This is a genomic window from Mesorhizobium sp. B1-1-7 (genome assembly GCF_006442705.1).
Taxonomy (GTDB): Bacteria; Pseudomonadota; Alphaproteobacteria; order Rhizobiales; family Rhizobiaceae; genus Mesorhizobium; species Mesorhizobium opportunistum.
In genome coordinates this window covers 61,862-75,858 of record NZ_VFWQ01000024.1, presented here as the reverse complement: position 1 = coordinate 75,858, position 13,997 = coordinate 61,862, and the positions used below count along the sequence as shown (strand labels likewise).

At 64.5% G+C, this 13,997-nt stretch carries 15 protein-coding genes; 7 read left to right on the top strand and 8 right to left on the bottom strand.

Annotated elements, in window-relative coordinates:
- Positions 1 to 110 precede the first annotated feature (110 nt).
- Positions 111 to 335: a hypothetical protein gene (locus tag FJ978_RS29820; RefSeq protein WP_140576289.1), complete on the bottom strand. Its 225-nt coding sequence runs from the start codon at positions 333 to 335 to the stop codon at positions 111 to 113.
- A gap of 11 nt (positions 336 to 346) precedes the next feature.
- Positions 347 to 1,471, bottom strand: a complete 1,125-nt coding sequence (gene ada, locus FJ978_RS29815) for a bifunctional DNA-binding transcriptional regulator/O6-methylguanine-DNA methyltransferase Ada (protein ID WP_181176886.1) — start codon at positions 1,469 to 1,471, stop codon at positions 347 to 349.
- A gap of 152 nt (positions 1,472 to 1,623) precedes the next feature.
- Between ada and FJ978_RS29810 the strand changes: the two genes are divergently transcribed.
- Entirely contained in the window at positions 1,624 to 1,845 is a 222-nt protein-coding gene (locus FJ978_RS29810; RefSeq protein ID WP_140576285.1) for a transcriptional regulator, read from the top strand.
- A gap of 57 nt (positions 1,846 to 1,902) precedes the next feature.
- Here the strand turns inward: FJ978_RS29810 and FJ978_RS29805 are convergent, their stop codons facing one another.
- The gene (locus FJ978_RS29805; protein ID WP_140576283.1) at positions 1,903 to 2,595 is read right to left on the bottom strand and encodes a helix-turn-helix domain-containing protein; all 693 of its coding nucleotides are present in this window, start codon (positions 2,593 to 2,595) and stop codon (positions 1,903 to 1,905) included.
- A gap of 178 nt (positions 2,596 to 2,773) precedes the next feature.
- Here FJ978_RS29805 and FJ978_RS29800 point away from each other — a divergent pair, with 178 nt between their 5' ends.
- Both FJ978_RS29800 and FJ978_RS29795 read left to right on the top strand, forming a co-directional pair.
- Positions 2,774 to 3,100 (top strand): DUF1330 domain-containing protein, encoded by a 327-nt coding sequence (locus FJ978_RS29800; protein ID WP_013894455.1) that lies wholly within the window; start codon positions 2,774 to 2,776, stop codon positions 3,098 to 3,100.
- Positions 3,101 to 3,215: 115 nt separating this feature from the next.
- Positions 3,216 to 3,752, top strand: coding sequence for a hypothetical protein (locus FJ978_RS29795; protein ID WP_181176885.1), 537 nt, complete (start codon positions 3,216 to 3,218; stop codon positions 3,750 to 3,752).
- 93 nt (positions 3,753 to 3,845) lie between these two features.
- On the opposite strand, the gene FJ978_RS29790 is transcribed toward FJ978_RS29795, so the two are convergent.
- On the bottom strand, positions 3,846 to 4,298 hold the full coding sequence (locus tag FJ978_RS29790) for an ester cyclase (protein ID WP_140576281.1): 453 nt from the start codon (positions 4,296 to 4,298) through the stop codon (positions 3,846 to 3,848).
- A 229-nt stretch (positions 4,299 to 4,527) separates the two neighbouring features.
- Between FJ978_RS29790 and FJ978_RS29785 the strand changes: the two genes are divergently transcribed.
- Positions 4,528 to 6,621 carry an EAL domain-containing protein gene (locus FJ978_RS29785; RefSeq protein ID WP_140576279.1) on the top strand — a complete coding sequence of 698 codons (2,094 nt, stop codon included), beginning with the start codon at positions 4,528 to 4,530 and terminating at the stop codon, positions 6,619 to 6,621.
- Between the two features lie 131 nt (positions 6,622 to 6,752).
- Here the strand turns inward: FJ978_RS29785 and FJ978_RS29780 are convergent, their stop codons facing one another.
- Positions 6,753 to 6,947 (bottom strand): hypothetical protein, encoded by a 195-nt coding sequence (locus FJ978_RS29780; protein WP_181176884.1) that lies wholly within the window; start codon positions 6,945 to 6,947, stop codon positions 6,753 to 6,755.
- Positions 6,948 to 7,149: 202 nt separating this feature from the next.
- On the opposite strand from FJ978_RS29780, the gene FJ978_RS29775 reads away from it, so the two are divergent.
- Positions 7,150 to 7,878, top strand: coding sequence for a 3-keto-5-aminohexanoate cleavage protein (locus tag FJ978_RS29775; RefSeq protein WP_140576278.1), 729 nt, complete (start codon positions 7,150 to 7,152; stop codon positions 7,876 to 7,878).
- 2 nt (positions 7,879 to 7,880) lie between these two features.
- Here the strand turns inward: FJ978_RS29775 and FJ978_RS29770 are convergent, their stop codons facing one another.
- The 3 genes from FJ978_RS29770 to FJ978_RS29760 form a co-directional block, all read right to left on the bottom strand.
- Complete coding sequence (locus FJ978_RS29770; RefSeq protein WP_140576276.1) at positions 7,881 to 8,981, bottom strand: serine hydrolase domain-containing protein; 1,101 nt, start codon at positions 8,979 to 8,981, stop codon at positions 7,881 to 7,883.
- Between the two features lie 179 nt (positions 8,982 to 9,160).
- Positions 9,161 to 10,777, bottom strand: a complete 1,617-nt coding sequence (locus FJ978_RS29765) for an ABC transporter substrate-binding protein (RefSeq protein ID WP_140576274.1) — start codon at positions 10,775 to 10,777, stop codon at positions 9,161 to 9,163.
- A gap of 42 nt (positions 10,778 to 10,819) precedes the next feature.
- Positions 10,820 to 11,953, bottom strand: a complete 1,134-nt coding sequence (locus tag FJ978_RS29760) for an FAD-binding oxidoreductase (protein WP_140576272.1) — start codon at positions 11,951 to 11,953, stop codon at positions 10,820 to 10,822.
- A gap of 136 nt (positions 11,954 to 12,089) precedes the next feature.
- Between FJ978_RS29760 and FJ978_RS29755 the strand changes: the two genes are divergently transcribed.
- Both FJ978_RS29755 and FJ978_RS29750 read left to right on the top strand, forming a co-directional pair.
- Positions 12,090 to 12,707 carry an XRE family transcriptional regulator gene (locus tag FJ978_RS29755; protein WP_023768209.1) on the top strand — a complete coding sequence of 206 codons (618 nt, stop codon included), beginning with the start codon at positions 12,090 to 12,092 and terminating at the stop codon, positions 12,705 to 12,707.
- A gap of 150 nt (positions 12,708 to 12,857) precedes the next feature.
- The gene (locus FJ978_RS29750) at positions 12,858 to 13,916 is read left to right on the top strand and encodes a Gfo/Idh/MocA family oxidoreductase (RefSeq protein ID WP_140576271.1); all 1,059 of its coding nucleotides are present in this window, start codon (positions 12,858 to 12,860) and stop codon (positions 13,914 to 13,916) included.
- Positions 13,917 to 13,997: the final 81 nt, after the last annotated feature.

Here is a 13,997-nt window from a genome sequence, read left to right as displayed (position 1 = left end):
AACGAGTGGGGCGACGAAGCCGCCAATATCCCTCCTTGTGGGGGAGATGTCCGGCAGGACAGAGGGGGGCGCCGTAGAGTGCTGACTTGGACCACACTGCCCAAACATGCTCACCCAACACGGGTGACGGCGACCTCGCCCAGCACGAACACTTCGCCTGACACCAGCCGCAGCTCGATCTCGCCGCTCTTGCCGCGGCTCCACTCAGCTTTACCGTCGTCGACCAGTTCGCTGATGGCGGCCAACACCTGTGACTTCGCGTCCTCCTGCTGCGCAACGCTGCCTGATGACGGGACGTTCGCGCCGGAGGTGGAAGACCTTGCCATCGCGCGCATGCTGGTGCCCGTCAGCTCCGTGCAGATCGGTAAGCGCTGTCGGATGCATTCGATCCACCCGCCTCGCGGTCGAGCAGCGCGCGCTTGCGCTCGGCGCCCCAGGCATAGCCGGACAGCGCGCCGTCCTTGCGGATGACGCGGTGGCAGGGGATGGCCACCGCATGCGCGTTGGCCGCGCAGGCGGCGGCGACGGCGCGCGTGGCGTTCGGCGTACCGATGCGCCGCGCCATCTCGGCATAGGACACCGTCTTGCCGACAGGGATCTCCTGCAATGCCTGCCAGACGCGCTGCTGGAACGCCGTGCCGCGCACGTCGAGCGGCAGGTCGAGGCCGAGCGCCGGCGCCTCGACGAAACCGACGACGCGGGCGACCAGCGCCTCGTAATCGCGGTCGCCGCCGATCAGCCGCGCCTTGGGAAAACGGTCCTGCAGGTCGCGCACCAGCGCGTCGGGATCGTCGCCGAGCAGGATCGAGGCGACGCCCTTCTGGCTCGACGCGACCAGAATGCTGCCGAGCGAGGCCTCGCCGACGGCGAAGCGGATGTCCTCGTTGGCGCCGCCGGCACGGTAGCGGGTCGGCGTCATGCCGAGCATGCCGGTCGATTTTTCGTAGAAACGCCCGCTCGAATTGAAGCCGGCGTCATAGATCGCGGCCGTCACGCTGGCGCCGTCTTCGAGGCCCTGGCGGACCCGGGCGGCGCGGTGTGCGGCGGCGTAGTCCTTCGGCGTCAGCCCGGTGATGGCCTTGAAGACACGGTGGAAATAGCCGGCGCTGCGGCCGGCTGCACCAGCCAGTTCGGCGAGCGAGGGTTCCTCCTCGCTATGCTCTATCCTGCGGCAGGCATCGGCGACCATCGCGGCGTTGCCGGCTTCAAGCGAGGGACCATCCGGATTGCAGCGCCGGCAGGGGCGAAAGCCGGTCGCACTGGCCTGATCCAGCGTATCGTGCAACTGCACGTTCCTAGGGTTGGCGCGCCGCGACGGGCAGGAGGGGCGGCAGTAGACGCCGGTCGTCGCCACCGAATACCAGAATTCGCCGTCCGCCGATTTGTCGCGCGCGACGATACGCGCCCAGCGCGGATCGTCGGCGACCGGCAGCGGGACGGATTTCAGATCTTTGGCCAGGGTGATGAACATGGCCGCATTGAAGCCCCCAAACGCCGGCCTCGCCACCCGTTTCCTGACAACTGTCAGGAGGGGCGGACTTTATCGATGTTCGAGAACTAAACCTGGGCTCTACAATTTTCCATCGGGCAAGATTATGACAAGGTTGATCTGGAGAAGGTGTGATGGAAAACATTCGACCCATTAGGACCGAAGCTGACTACGATTGGGCGATCGCCGAAATCGGCAGATATTTCGAGAATGAGCCGGAAGTCGGCTCTCCTGACGGCGACCGCTTCGACGCTCTTGCGTGCCTGATCGAGGCTTATGAAGACAAGTACTACCCGATTGAATCACCCGATCCCATTGACGGGTCGCATCCAATCGGATTCAAAAGTTCCATGTAAGTCATTGTTCTCGTTGCATGTAGCCCAGGGTTGATAAGCGTTTGGCGGTAGGCTCTCCTACGCCGCACGCTTGGGCTCCACCGCGAACGGGCTGAGGCCGAGCCAGGTCTGCATCTTCCTGCCGATGGCCTGGTCGCCGGTCAGGGCGACCTTGGTGCCGGCCTTCTCGACGGTGAGCAGCCCCATCCAGATCGCCGTCATCGTATGCAGGTCGGTCGAGACGTAGAGGTCGACCTCGAAACCCGGATCATACCAGCACAGGTCAACCTCGCCGTGCTTCTCGACGATCAGCCACCACGAACGTTTGGAGACCGGAAGTTCCTGGTACAGGAATTGTATCACGGTGCGCCCGTCGGGCAGCGGCGAGGGGTTCAGATTGCGCCGCATGTCCCACATCAACAGCGACGGATCGAGGTTCTTGAGCGACAGCCGGGACTCGACCCACTTCTGCCCCCAGAACCCCATCGCCTCGACGACGGGGCGCAGATCCCGGCCTGCCTCGGTCAGTTGATAGTCGAAAATCCCCTTCTCGCCCTGGACCGCCTTGCGCTCGACGATGCCGGCCAGTTCGAGCTCCTTAAGCCGTTGCGACAAAAGGGTCGGCGACATTTTGGGGACGCCGCGGCGCAGGTCGTTGAAGCGGGTCGAACCTGCCACCAGTTCGCGCATCAGCACCATCGTCCAGCGGGTGCACAGCACCTCGGCGGCCATCGATAGCGGGCAGAACTGCTTGTATCCGTGCTGGGCCATGATCGGTGCCTCTCCCTCGAACCTGAGCCGAACATTAGCCCTTCATGATTGAAGCGGCGAGTACAGAAACTGTACCGGGCCGGTACAGATCGCGGACTGGTTGGCAGAGGCCTTGCCATGCGAGCCCTTTGGCCGGTTGCACGGGATATCCCTGTGCGCCGCAACCAAGGATACGACCATGACTGCTTACCTTATCGCGGACATCAAGATGAAGGACCCGAAATGGGTGCCGGACTATGCCGCCTCGGTGCACGACCTCGTCCACAAGCATGGCGGCAAATATCTGTCGCGCAGCGGCAATGTGAAGACGCTCGAGGGCAAGCCGCTCGACACCACGCTGATCGCTCTGATGGCATTCCCGTCGGAAGCCGCGGCGCGCGCCTTCACCAACGATCCGGCCTACGCGCCTTTCGTCTCGGCGCGTCAGGGCGGCAGCGACAGCCGTTTCCAGCTCATCGACGACACCGATCTCGCTGGAACGATACCGTATCTGCCGAAGGGATGATCCTTCCACGATACATCGAATTCGGGATCGCCAAGCAACAACAGCCACGGTGCTTGCCTGCCGGGCCTCCGTATTTCCGGCGGCCGGCGAGCTGTGCTTTTTCAAGAAGAATGGAATGGATATGAAGTCAAATCTTCGCAACAGGCTCGTCATGGCGGGGGCCATGCTTGCCGTCGGCGCCACCCTCGCACAGGCGCATCAGGAGGCGTCCGACGCCGCGTCCGGTCCCAATCCGCTGGCCGACAAGGTGCGGGCCGCGAACAGCCGCTTTCTCGACGTCAAGGCAGCGACGGCCGAGGGCTATGCGCCCATTCCCTGTGCCAGCGGCATCACCGGCGGCGCCATGGGCATCCACTACGTCAACGGCCAGTATCTGAAGGACGACAAGATCGACATCGCCCGTCCCGAAGCGGTGATGTACGAGCCGATGGCCGACGGCACGCTGAAGCTGGTGGCGGTCGAATATATCACCTCGAAGGGGCCGGCATCACTGGACGGCCAATTGTTCAACTTCAACGGCGCTCCCAACCGCTACGGCCTGGGTGAGTTCTACGAGTTGCATGTCTGGGCCTGGAAGGGCAATCCGACCGGCACTTTCGCCGACATGAATCCGAAAATGTCGTGCGAGCATGCGATGGCGCCAATTCAGTAAGCAACGGGGTCAGTAAGCAAAGGAGCCAGTAATCGATGAGGCCAGGCGGCATCGACGCCGCCTGGCCTCATACGATGGTTCCCGTGTGCTGCCTCAAGCGGCTTTCATCAGGCCGAGTTGGGTGAGGGCGGTAACGCCGTCGTCGAGACCGATCTCCTCGACGATCCTGCCGTCGATCACCTTGAGCACCGTGGTGCCGGTGAAGCGCATCGTGCGGCCGGTGGCGGCGGGCAGTGAACCGACCAGAAAATCGCCGAAGGCCGGGCCGGTATGCGTGCCGCCACCTTCCCACTGGCCGACGACATAGTCGCCCTCGGCAATGAGGTCGGCGGTGGCCCAGAAGTTGAGATCCGGGAATGCGGTTCGGAAATCGGTCATGAAAGCCTTGATATCGTCGCGGCCGCGACGCGGCTCATGCAGCGAATATTTCAGCAGCATGTCGGGCGCCGCAACCTCGTCGACCACCGACAGATCGCAGGTCTCACCCCAGAAATCGGTGAACCATCTGACGACGACGGCCTTGTTGTTGTCTTCTTGCTTGGTCATTGGGAGGATCCTCTTGTCCTTTCCTTTGGACTCACCGGATGGGCCGGTGGCCTGGGACAAGCAGTAGGACGAACCGGGGGCAGTAAAACTCCGGTTCTTGCCCGCCAATCGAAAGGCGCGTTCACAAACGAACGACTGTCAGGCTGAGCGGCTTCCCTTCGGCAGAAGTAACGCTTTCTTCTCTGGTTCTGTCGCAGATTGCCCGCGGGTGGGGCAGGCGAAACAGACGATGGCGCGTCAGGACAAAAAAAGTCGCGATGGAACGTTCTGGGCGAAAGCGCTGGAACGCGCCCATCTTGGCGTCTGGGACTGGGATATTCGGACCGGCGACTGCTTCTACTCGGCGACCTGGGCGCATATGCTGGGCTATGACGAGGATGAGCTTGCCGCCACCAGCGACCTGTGGCTGCAACTCACCCATCCCGACGACCGCGAGCATGCGTTGGCCAGCGGCGACCGCCATATTGCCGGATTGACCGATGCCATCGAGACCGAACTCAGGCTCAAGCACAAGCTGGGCCATTGGGTGTGGGTGCTGGATCGCGGCGGCATCGTCGAGCGCGACACGTCTGGAAAGCCCACCAGGCTGATGGGCGTGCAAACCGACATTTCCAAGCAGAAGGCCGCCGAGGCCGAGCTTGAACAGGTCAATGTGCGCTTCCGCCTGGCGCTCGCCGCCAGCGGCACCGGCATCTGGCACTACGACATCGCCACCAACAAGAGCTATTGGGATGCTCGCACCAGGGACATATTCGGCTTGGTCGCCGACACCGACGAGGTGACAGCCGACCTCTGGCACAGCTATCTGCACCCCGACGACAAGGAAGCCACCGAGCGGGCGCATCTGCCGCCACCCGGCTCTGACGGCGTCACCGCCTCGCAATACCGCATCATCAGGCGCGACGGCGGGATCCGCCATGTCGAGTCGCTGGTGCGCTTCGTCGCCGCGGCGGGCGCTGCCGGCCAGATCCTCGGCACGGTGCGCGACATCACCGAGGAAAAGCTGCGCCAGCAGGAGCTTGCCTACGCGGCCCGCCACGACGCGCTGACCGGCCTGTGCAACCGCGCCGCCTTCGACAGGCTGCTCGCCGACCACATCGCCGCGGGTGTGCCGCTGGCGGTGTTCTATGTCGATCTCGACTACTTCAAGGCGCTCAACGACTTTGCCGGCCACGCTGCCGGCGACCTGGCGCTGAAGAGCGTTTCCGCCGGCATCCGTGGCTGCCTGCCGCAGGCGGCGCACGCGGCGCGGCTGGGTGGTGACGAATTCGCGCTGCTGGTGCCGCATTGCGATGCCTCGCAGGCCGAGCGGATCGCCACTGCCGTGCTCGGCGCGGTGCGCGAGGCCGACCTCGGCACGGCCGCGTCGTCACGCAAACTGGCGGCCTCGATCGGCATCGCCTTCATCGACGACGCCAGCACCACGGTGGCCGATGCGCTGGCTTGCGCCGACGACGCCTGCTATGCGGCCAAGGCTGCCGGGCGCAATCGTTTCGCGGTGTTCTCCACGATGGTCGAATCGGGGTCGGGCGGGCTCAATGCCGCGCGCGTCGCCGCCGATACGGTCGACGCCATGGAAGAGGGACGGCTGAAACTGTTCGGCCAGGAAATCCACCTGCTCGGCAAGCCCTGGCAGGAAAGCCGTCATGTCGAAGTGCTGGCGAGGCTCGCCGGGCGCAACGGCCGGCTGGTGCCGCCGGGCGAGTTCATTCCGGTGGCCGAGCGGTTCGGCATCGCTTCAAGGCTCGACCGCTGGATCATCCGCACCGCGCTGTCGCGGCACGGCGCCGCCTTGCGCTCGGGCTCGCTGACGCTCGGCTTCAACCTGTCGGCACAGACGCTGAGCGATCCGCAACTGTGGGCGTTCGTCGACAGTGTCATAGACGAGACCGGAGTGCCGCATTCGGGCATCGGTTTCGAGATCACCGAGACCGCAGCCGTCACCAATTTCGACGCCGCCGAACAGTTCGTGCGCAAGGCGCGCGAGCGGCGCTGCCGGGTCAGCCTCGACGATTTCGGCGCCGGCATGAGTTCGTTCGAATATCTCAGGCGTTTCCCCGTCGACACGATCAAGATCGACGGTTCCTTCATCGAACACATCACGGAAAGCCGCTTCGACCGCGAGATCGTACTGGCCATCACCAGCATTGCCCGCAGCCTCGGCTGCGACGTGGTGGGCGAGAAAATCGAGCGCCAGGACACGCTGGCCATGCTCGGCGATATGGGCGTCGCCTTCGGCCAAGGCTTCCTGCTGCACCGGCCGGAGCCGCTGGAGCAGATCGTCGCACGTGCGAGCGAGGTGCCGGCCCGCAAGGCATCGTGAACCGGGATATCGAGTTTCAGGTGAGGATGACCTTACCTGAAACTCGACACTACGTTTTGACGCAATCCCAAGGGAACGCGCTACGCGCTTTTCCCGGGAAAACCGTTTCACACTTTTCCTGGAATTGCTCTCTAACGGTTTTGCCGCGCCGTCGATCGTGGAAACTCCACTACCCCAATTTCGGGTCGCCTGTGTTGTGCTTCCGCCACCGTTTCGATCAACAGATCGAGGGCGTCACACGCCGCACGGCTCGTCTCGTCATTGCCACGCAGATAGTGATAGGCACGTTCGAGGTGGACGCGGGCGGCTGAAAAATCGCTGGTCAATGGTCCCTCCATGATCCCGCCCTAATTTATCTTGGCCGGCCTGGCGGAACGCGAGGTAAATATCCACAGGCGCTTTTTATTCAAATGCCGCCGGATGGGCCAGAGAAGGCGCGACCCTTGAGACTGCCAATCTCCACCGGGGAGATTGGCAACTTCGCGGCCGAGCGACTAAAGTGGTATCTCCCTTGTCCGAGGCGAGATCATGATCGTACAGGCGTGCATCAATGGCGCGCGGCCGCGCGATTTCCACCCGGAATTGCCGCTGACGGTGCAGGCGATAGCGAGCGATGCGGCGGCCTGCGTCGCAGCGGGTGCGGCCGAACTGCATATCCATCCGCGCGGCGCGGACGGGCGCGAGAGCCTGGCCGCCGTCGATGAAACGGTGTTTGCGGTACGCAAGGCCTGTCCGGGCACATTCCTCGGCGTGTCGACCGGCGCCTGGATCGAGAACGATGTCGAGCGGACGCGCGCGGCGATCGCCGGCTGGCGCGAGTTGCCCGACTATGCCTCGGTCAACCTGTCGGAGGCCGACGCGCCCGCCGTGATGGGATTGTTGCGCCAACGCGGCGTCGGTATCGAGGCCGGGCTTGCCACGACGGAAGATGCCGAGCGCCTCGTGACGTTTGCCGATCGCGACCGGGTGCTCCGCATCCTGATCGAGATCGACATCCAGGACCTGAATGCAGCACTCGACGAGGCGCATGGCATCGCCGCCGTGCTCGAACGCGCCGAGGTGCGGCGCCCGATCCTGCTGCATGGCGTCGACGCCACGGTGTGGCCGTTCGTGGAGCTTGCGCATCGGAAGCGCTGGTCGACGCGGGTCGGGCTGGAGGATAGCAGGACGCTCGCCGATGGCAGGACGGCAAAAGACAATGCCGAGATTGTCGCGGCGGCCGTCGCTGTCTTCCGGCCGTCGCCCTTGAGTGGATAAAGTCAGTCTCCTAGGATCATCCGGATCGCCTGGTCGACCACCGGATGCAAGCCGCTGGCCTGGAAGGACAGGCGGTTGCCGGAACCGACATTGCTGGTCATGGCTATGGTCAGGTTCGACTGTGGATCGTGCAGCATGACGGCGACGTAGCCCGGAATGCTGCCCTGATGGCCGTAGAAGGCGCGGTCGGCGTAGGCGCTTTGGAACATGCCGGCACCGGTCTCGCGCATGCGGGTGCCTGGAAAACTCGCCGGCACGCGGTGTTCGAACATCTCGGCGAAGAAGGGCGGCGACAACAATTTGCCGGAGAACAGGCCGCGCATGAAAGCGACCATGTCGGATGGCGTCGACACCATGTCGCCGCAGCCATAGGCGGCACCGAACGGGAAGGAATTGGAAGAGTCCTGCAGGTCGTCGGCGTAGGGCAGCACGCCGTCCATGCGCCACATCTCGCCGCCCGAGGCGATGTCGGTGGGCGCATTCGGCGCCGGCGGCGGCCGGTGGTAATAGCCGCGCACCATCGCCTTTTCCGGAAAGGCTTCGGTCGCCGGCGACCAGGTGTTTTCCAGGCCAAGCGGCTCGAGGATCGCGCTTCTGACGTAGGCGCCCAGCGACTGGCCGGTGACGGCCTCGATCACCAAGCCGGCCAGCACATAGCCAGTGTTGTTGTAGACGGCGGGACCGCCCGGCGCCTTCTGCTTGTCGGAGGCGAAGGCGATATCGACCAGCTGCCGGGGCGTCCACTGCCGGCTCGGGTCCATCGGAATGTAATATTCGAATTCCGGCAGGCCGCCGCGGTGGTTGATCAGCTGGCGCACCGAAATGTCTTTGGCACCCGGCAGGTCGGGAAACCAGAGGGAGATCGGCGCACCGAGATCGAGCTTGCCTGTCTCGGCGAGCTTGACCAGGGCCGCGGCAACGAAGGTCTTGGTGCAACTGCCGATCTTGAACAGCTGGTCCGGAGTGACAGGGGTGACGTGCCGCCGGTCGGAGAGGCCAGCGGTGAGGGCGGTTGGTGTGACGCCTGTCGAATAGGCGAGCGAGGCGCCTACCGCACCATCGGCGAGGTAGGTGTCGAGGAGGGCGGTCAGGTCTTTTGGCATGGATGTCTCGCTTTCTTTTTCCCTTCTCCCCTTGCGGGAGAAGGTGGATCGGCGCGCTGGCGCCGAGACGGATGAGGGGTGTTCCAGCGGAGTGAGACGTTGGCGTTCCCTGGAGCCCCCTCATCCGTCGCCTTCGGCGACACCTTCTCCCGCAAGGGGAGAAGGGAAGGCGCCAGCCCTCACTCCGCCATATCGACGGCGGCGAAATTCTGCCGGCCGAAGGGGTCGAGCACGTAGTTGAGAACGCTCTTGCGGATCGGGATCGCCACCATCGAATGGGCGATCGGCGCCACCGGCACCTCGGCCTTCAGGATGGCCTGCGCCTTGCCGTAGATGGCGGCGCGCTCTTTCTGGTCGGCGGCGACGCGGCCTTCGTCGAGCAGCTTCTCGAAATCCTTGTCGCACCAGCGCGAGCGGTTGGAGCCGCCCTTCACGCCATCGCAGGACAAGAGATAGCTCAGCATGTTGTCGGGATCGCCATTGTCGCTGCTGCCGCCGAGCAGGAAGGCATCCTGTTCGCCCGCGGCGGTGCGCTTGAGATATTCGCCCCATTCGAAGCTGACGATTTCTGTGTGGACGCCGACCTTGGCCCAGTCGGCCTGGATCATCTCGGCCATACGCTTGGCGTTGGGGTTGTAGGGGCGCGACACCGGCATAGCCCACAGGCTGATCTTGAGGCCGCTTTCGTGGCCGGCTTCTTTCAGCAGTTTCTTGGCGCCGTCGGGATCGTAGTCGATGCCGGCATCGGTGACGGCGCCGAGCTGCGCCGGCGGCACGACGCTGCCGGCGATCGTGCCCGCACCCGCATAGACCGCCTCGACGATCGCCTTGCGGTCGATCGCCTTGGCCAGCGCTGTGCGCACGCGCACATCGCCCAGCGGCTGGTGTTCGACATTGAAGCCGAGGATGCCGATATTCTGACCCTTGAGGTCGAGCACCGTGATCTCGGGATCGGCGCGCAGGTCGGCGACCGCACTTGGCGGCGGCGGGGCGGCGACCTGGCACTCATTGGCCTTGATGCGCTCGACGCGGGTGGTCGGCTCGGGCGTGATGGCGAAGACCAGCGTGTCGATCTTCGGCGCGCCGCGCCAGTAATCCTTGTTGGCGGCGTAGCGGACCTGGCTGTCGGGCACATAGGCTTGAAGCACGAACGGCCCAGTGCCGACCGGCTGGCTGTCGATCAGCTCCGGGGTGCCGGCGGCCACCATCTTCTCGGTCTGCTCCAGCGACAGGATCGAGAGATAGTCGAGCGCGAGCCCGGCGAGGAAGGTGACGTTGGCAGCGGTGAGCGTGAAGCGCACGGTGTAATCGTCGACCTTGTCTATCTTGTCGATCAGCGTGCCCATGCCCAGCGCATTGAAATACTCGTAAGCGCCGCCGCCGAGCTTGTGATAGGGATTATTGGCGTCGCGCTGGCGGTTGAAGGTGTAGAGCACGTCGTCGGCGTCGAAGTCGCGCGTCGGCGCAAAATGCTCGTTCGACTGGAATTTCACGCCGTGCCTGAGGTGGAAGGTATAGGTCTTGCCATCCGGAGAGACCTCCCAGCTTTCGGCCAGCGCCGGTCCGACCTCGGTCGTGCCCGGCTTGAACTCGACCAGCCGGTTGAAGATCGTCTTGGCGGCGGCGTCCATGGTCGAATCGGCAATGCCGATCGCCGGGTTGAAGGTCTCGGGATTGGCTTCCGAACAATAGACCAGGGTTTTGGCATTGGCCTGGCCGACAAGCATCGATGCGGCCATGACGGACGAGGCCAGAAGGGATCTGGTTAGGACTGCGCGCAGAACGGTGGATTTCATCGCAAACGCTCCTGATGACACTTTACGAGGTGGGCATGAAACTCATGGCGTCGCCGCCTGGGTGAGGAAACGATCTGGCGCCAGCGCGGCGGCGGTGACGCCGAGCGCGGCGACATCTTCGGGCACGGGCTGGCCGCGCATCAGCGCCGAGCTCAGCCTGGCCAAAGTCAGCGACACCTGGAAGCCGTAACCGCCCTGGCCGCCGAGCCAGAAGAAGCCGGGCAGGCGCGGATCGAAGCCGGCGACCGGCGTGCGATCCGGCGCGAAGGTGCGCAGGCCCGCCCACGGCGTCGACGGACGGCCGATGCGCATCGACGTCGCCTGCTCGATGCGGTCGACGGCGATGGCGACGTCGATATCTTCCGGATACGCGTCGCACGGCTCGGAATCGGTTTCGTCGGCGAGCGAGCCGATCAGCCTGCCGGCATCGGGCTTGAAGTAGAATTGTTCGTGCAGGTCGACGACCAGCGGCCAGCCGGCAATATCGGCGCCGGCGGGCGGATCGAACAGGAAGGCGGTACGCCGCTTCGGCTGAAAGCCGAGGCCGGGGAGCCCCGCCATGCCGGCGACAACATCGACCCAGGCGCCGGCGGCGTTGACGACGATGTCGGCGGCATAGGCGCCGGCGCTGGTTTCCACCCGCACGCCGTCGCCGAGGGCCGAGATGGCGCGGACCTCCTCGCCGGTGCGGATGGTGCCGCCGCTGGCCTTCAGTGCCGAGGCGCACGCTGCCAGCATCTTGCCGGTGTCGACATCCACCGCGTCCGGCTCATAGACGCCGCCGCAGGTGGCGCCAACGGCAATGACCGGAACCAGCGCGTGGAGTTCGGCGGCCGACAAGCGGCGCACGCTGGGCACCAGCGCCTGCAATTCACCGGCCAGCCTGTCGATCGCCGCGTCGTCGCCTTTCCAGCCGACATGCAGCGCGCCGCGTCGATGCGCGACGAAGCCGCCCTCCACGATGGCCTGGCGGCTGGCCAGCGTCAGCGCTCGCACCAGCCGGTTGCCATAGGTCTCGGTGAACAAAGCGGCGGAGCGGCCGCTGGCGTGGTAGCCGAGATGCGGCTCGCGCTCGATGACAGTCACCTCGGCCCAATCCCGCATGGCGGCGGCCAGTGACAGGCCGGCAATGCCACCACCGATGACAACGATTTTCTGGGAGGAGTTCGACTGCATCCGCCATTCGTAAAAATAATTTCGTATCCAGTCAATATTTAGCGTATAAGAAAATTGTTGATGTTGTTGATGGTGACGGGGAGTTCGACTACCTAGGGTAGGGAAGCGGCTCGATGGCCGCGCAACGGAGCTGACAATGTCGGAGCAACCGAACCTCGGTGACTGTCTTCGCGCCCTGAGAAAAACGCATGGCTGGACCCTGCAGGAGGTCAGCACGCTTACCGGCGTCGCTGTGTCGACGCTGTCCAAGGTCGAGAACGACCAGATGTCGCTGAGCTACGACAAGCTCTTACAGATCTGCGAGGGGCTCGGCATCCATGTAACGGAACTGCTCAGCGGCGACCGCAAGCAGCCTTCGGCGCGCACCCGCCGCTCGGTGACCTCGCAGTCCAACACGCTGCGCCAACTGACCCGCAACTACGACTACCGCTATCTCGCCACCGATCTGGTGCGCAAGCGCATGGTGCCGATCCATGCCTATGCTCGCGCCCGTACGCCGGAGGAATTCGGCCCGCTGACGAAACATGCCGGCGAGGAATTCCTGATCGTGCTCAAGGGCGAGATCGAACTGCACACCGACCAATACGCGCCGGTGCGGCTTAAAGAGGGCGAAAGCGTCTACATCGATTCCACCATGGGTCACGCCTATCTGTCGGTGGGCGAGGGCGACGCCGAGGTACTGTGCGTCTGCTCCGGCGAGGAGCCCGACATGGAAGGCACGCTGCTGAGCGTGCTGGAGACGGTGGAGGGGTAAGGGCGGCGCCTCGCCGGCTACGGACAGAACATTCGTGTCGACGGCGGCATTTTCCGCGCTATCTGAGGCGCTGGCTGGGACGAGAGAGGGCCGGGAGGAGAGGGGTATCTCCACAGTCGCCGGCAGCACCCTGAGACGACGGGAGAAAAAATGCGGCTTTTGATACTCGGCACCGGCTGGATGGCGCAGGAACATGCAAGGCGCTTCAGCGCCGTCGAGGGTGTCGACATCGTCGGCGCCGCCGATGTCGATCCGGCGCGCGTCGGCGAATTCGCCGACGGCTTCAATATCCCAAACCGCTTCACCTCGCTGGAGGAAGCGCTGCAATGGGGCGCCTTCGACGCGGTCGCCAATGTCACGCCGGACCGCATCCATCATCCGACCACCATGGCGCTGATCGCCGCCGGCAAGCCGGTGCTGTGCGAGAAGCCGCTGGCCGAAAATTTCGGCAAGGCGACCGAGATGGCCGACGCCGCGGAAGCCGCCGGCATCATCAATATGGTGAACCTCACCTACCGCAATGTCGCGGCACTCCAGAAGGCGCGCCAGATGGTGCAGGCAGGCGAGATCGGCACCGTCCGGCATGTCGAGGCGTCCTATCTGCAAAGCTGGCTGGTGTCGAAATTCTGGGGCGACTGGCGCACCGATCCGAAATGGCTGTGGCGCCTGTCGCGCGGCCACGGCTCGAACGGCGTGCTCGGCGATGTCGGCATCCACATCCTCGATTTCGCCAGCTATGGTGCTGCGCTCGACATCGACCATGTGTTCTGCCGGCTGCGCACCTTCGACAAGGCGCCCGGCAACCGCATCGGCGACTATGGGCTCGACGCCAATGACAGCTTCGCCATGACGCTGGATTTTTCCAACGGCGCCTTCGGCGTGGTGCATGCCAGCCGCTGGGCGACCGGCCATCTCAACGAGCTTCGGCTGCGCATCTATGGCGACAGAGGCGGCATCGAGGTGGTGCACAATCTCGACGGCTCGGTGCTGAGGGCCTGCGTCGGCGACAATGTCGACGATGGCAAATGGGAAGAGCTCGACGCCGGCACCGTGCCAACCAACTACCAGCGTTTCGCCGATGCGGTGCAAAGCGGCGTGCAGAGCGAACCATCGTTCCGCCACGCCGCCGAATTGCAGAAGGTGCTGGATCTGGCGGTGGTGTCGGACGAGAGGCGGGCAGAGTTGACGGCACACGCGGACACGCGGTAGGCCCGGGTTCCGTGAGGCGCCGCCAATCTCTCGGTCCCAGACGCGCAATTCTTTCAATCATTTCTTGAAATGGAGGTCGGC

What these genes read in the sequence shown, in the direction of transcription:
- FJ978_RS29820 (WP_140576289.1), bottom strand. Translation starts at nt 335, where the DNA reads ATGCGCGCGATGGCAAGGTCTTCCACCTCCGGCGCGAACGTCCCGTCA.
- ada (WP_181176886.1), bottom strand. Translation starts at nt 1,471, where the DNA reads ATGTTCATCACCCTGGCCAAAGATCTGAAATCCGTCCCGCTGCCGGTC.
- FJ978_RS29810 (WP_140576285.1), top strand. Translation starts at nt 1,624, where the DNA reads ATGGAAAACATTCGACCCATTAGGACCGAAGCTGACTACGATTGGGCG.
- FJ978_RS29805 (WP_140576283.1), bottom strand. Translation starts at nt 2,595, where the DNA reads ATGGCCCAGCACGGATACAAGCAGTTCTGCCCGCTATCGATGGCCGCC.
- FJ978_RS29800 (WP_013894455.1), top strand. Translation starts at nt 2,774, where the DNA reads ATGACTGCTTACCTTATCGCGGACATCAAGATGAAGGACCCGAAATGG.
- FJ978_RS29795 (WP_181176885.1), top strand. Translation starts at nt 3,216, where the DNA reads ATGGATATGAAGTCAAATCTTCGCAACAGGCTCGTCATGGCGGGGGCC.
- FJ978_RS29790 (WP_140576281.1), bottom strand. Translation starts at nt 4,298, where the DNA reads ATGACCAAGCAAGAAGACAACAACAAGGCCGTCGTCGTCAGATGGTTC.
- FJ978_RS29785 (WP_140576279.1), top strand. Translation starts at nt 4,528, where the DNA reads ATGGCGCGTCAGGACAAAAAAAGTCGCGATGGAACGTTCTGGGCGAAA.
- FJ978_RS29775 (WP_140576278.1), top strand. Translation starts at nt 7,150, where the DNA reads ATGATCGTACAGGCGTGCATCAATGGCGCGCGGCCGCGCGATTTCCAC.
- FJ978_RS29770 (WP_140576276.1), bottom strand. Translation starts at nt 8,981, where the DNA reads ATGCCAAAAGACCTGACCGCCCTCCTCGACACCTACCTCGCCGATGGT.
- FJ978_RS29765 (WP_140576274.1), bottom strand. Translation starts at nt 10,777, where the DNA reads ATGAAATCCACCGTTCTGCGCGCAGTCCTAACCAGATCCCTTCTGGCC.
- FJ978_RS29760 (WP_140576272.1), bottom strand. Translation starts at nt 11,953, where the DNA reads ATGCAGTCGAACTCCTCCCAGAAAATCGTTGTCATCGGTGGTGGCATT.
- FJ978_RS29755 (WP_023768209.1), top strand. Translation starts at nt 12,090, where the DNA reads ATGTCGGAGCAACCGAACCTCGGTGACTGTCTTCGCGCCCTGAGAAAA.
- FJ978_RS29750 (WP_140576271.1), top strand. Translation starts at nt 12,858, where the DNA reads ATGCGGCTTTTGATACTCGGCACCGGCTGGATGGCGCAGGAACATGCA.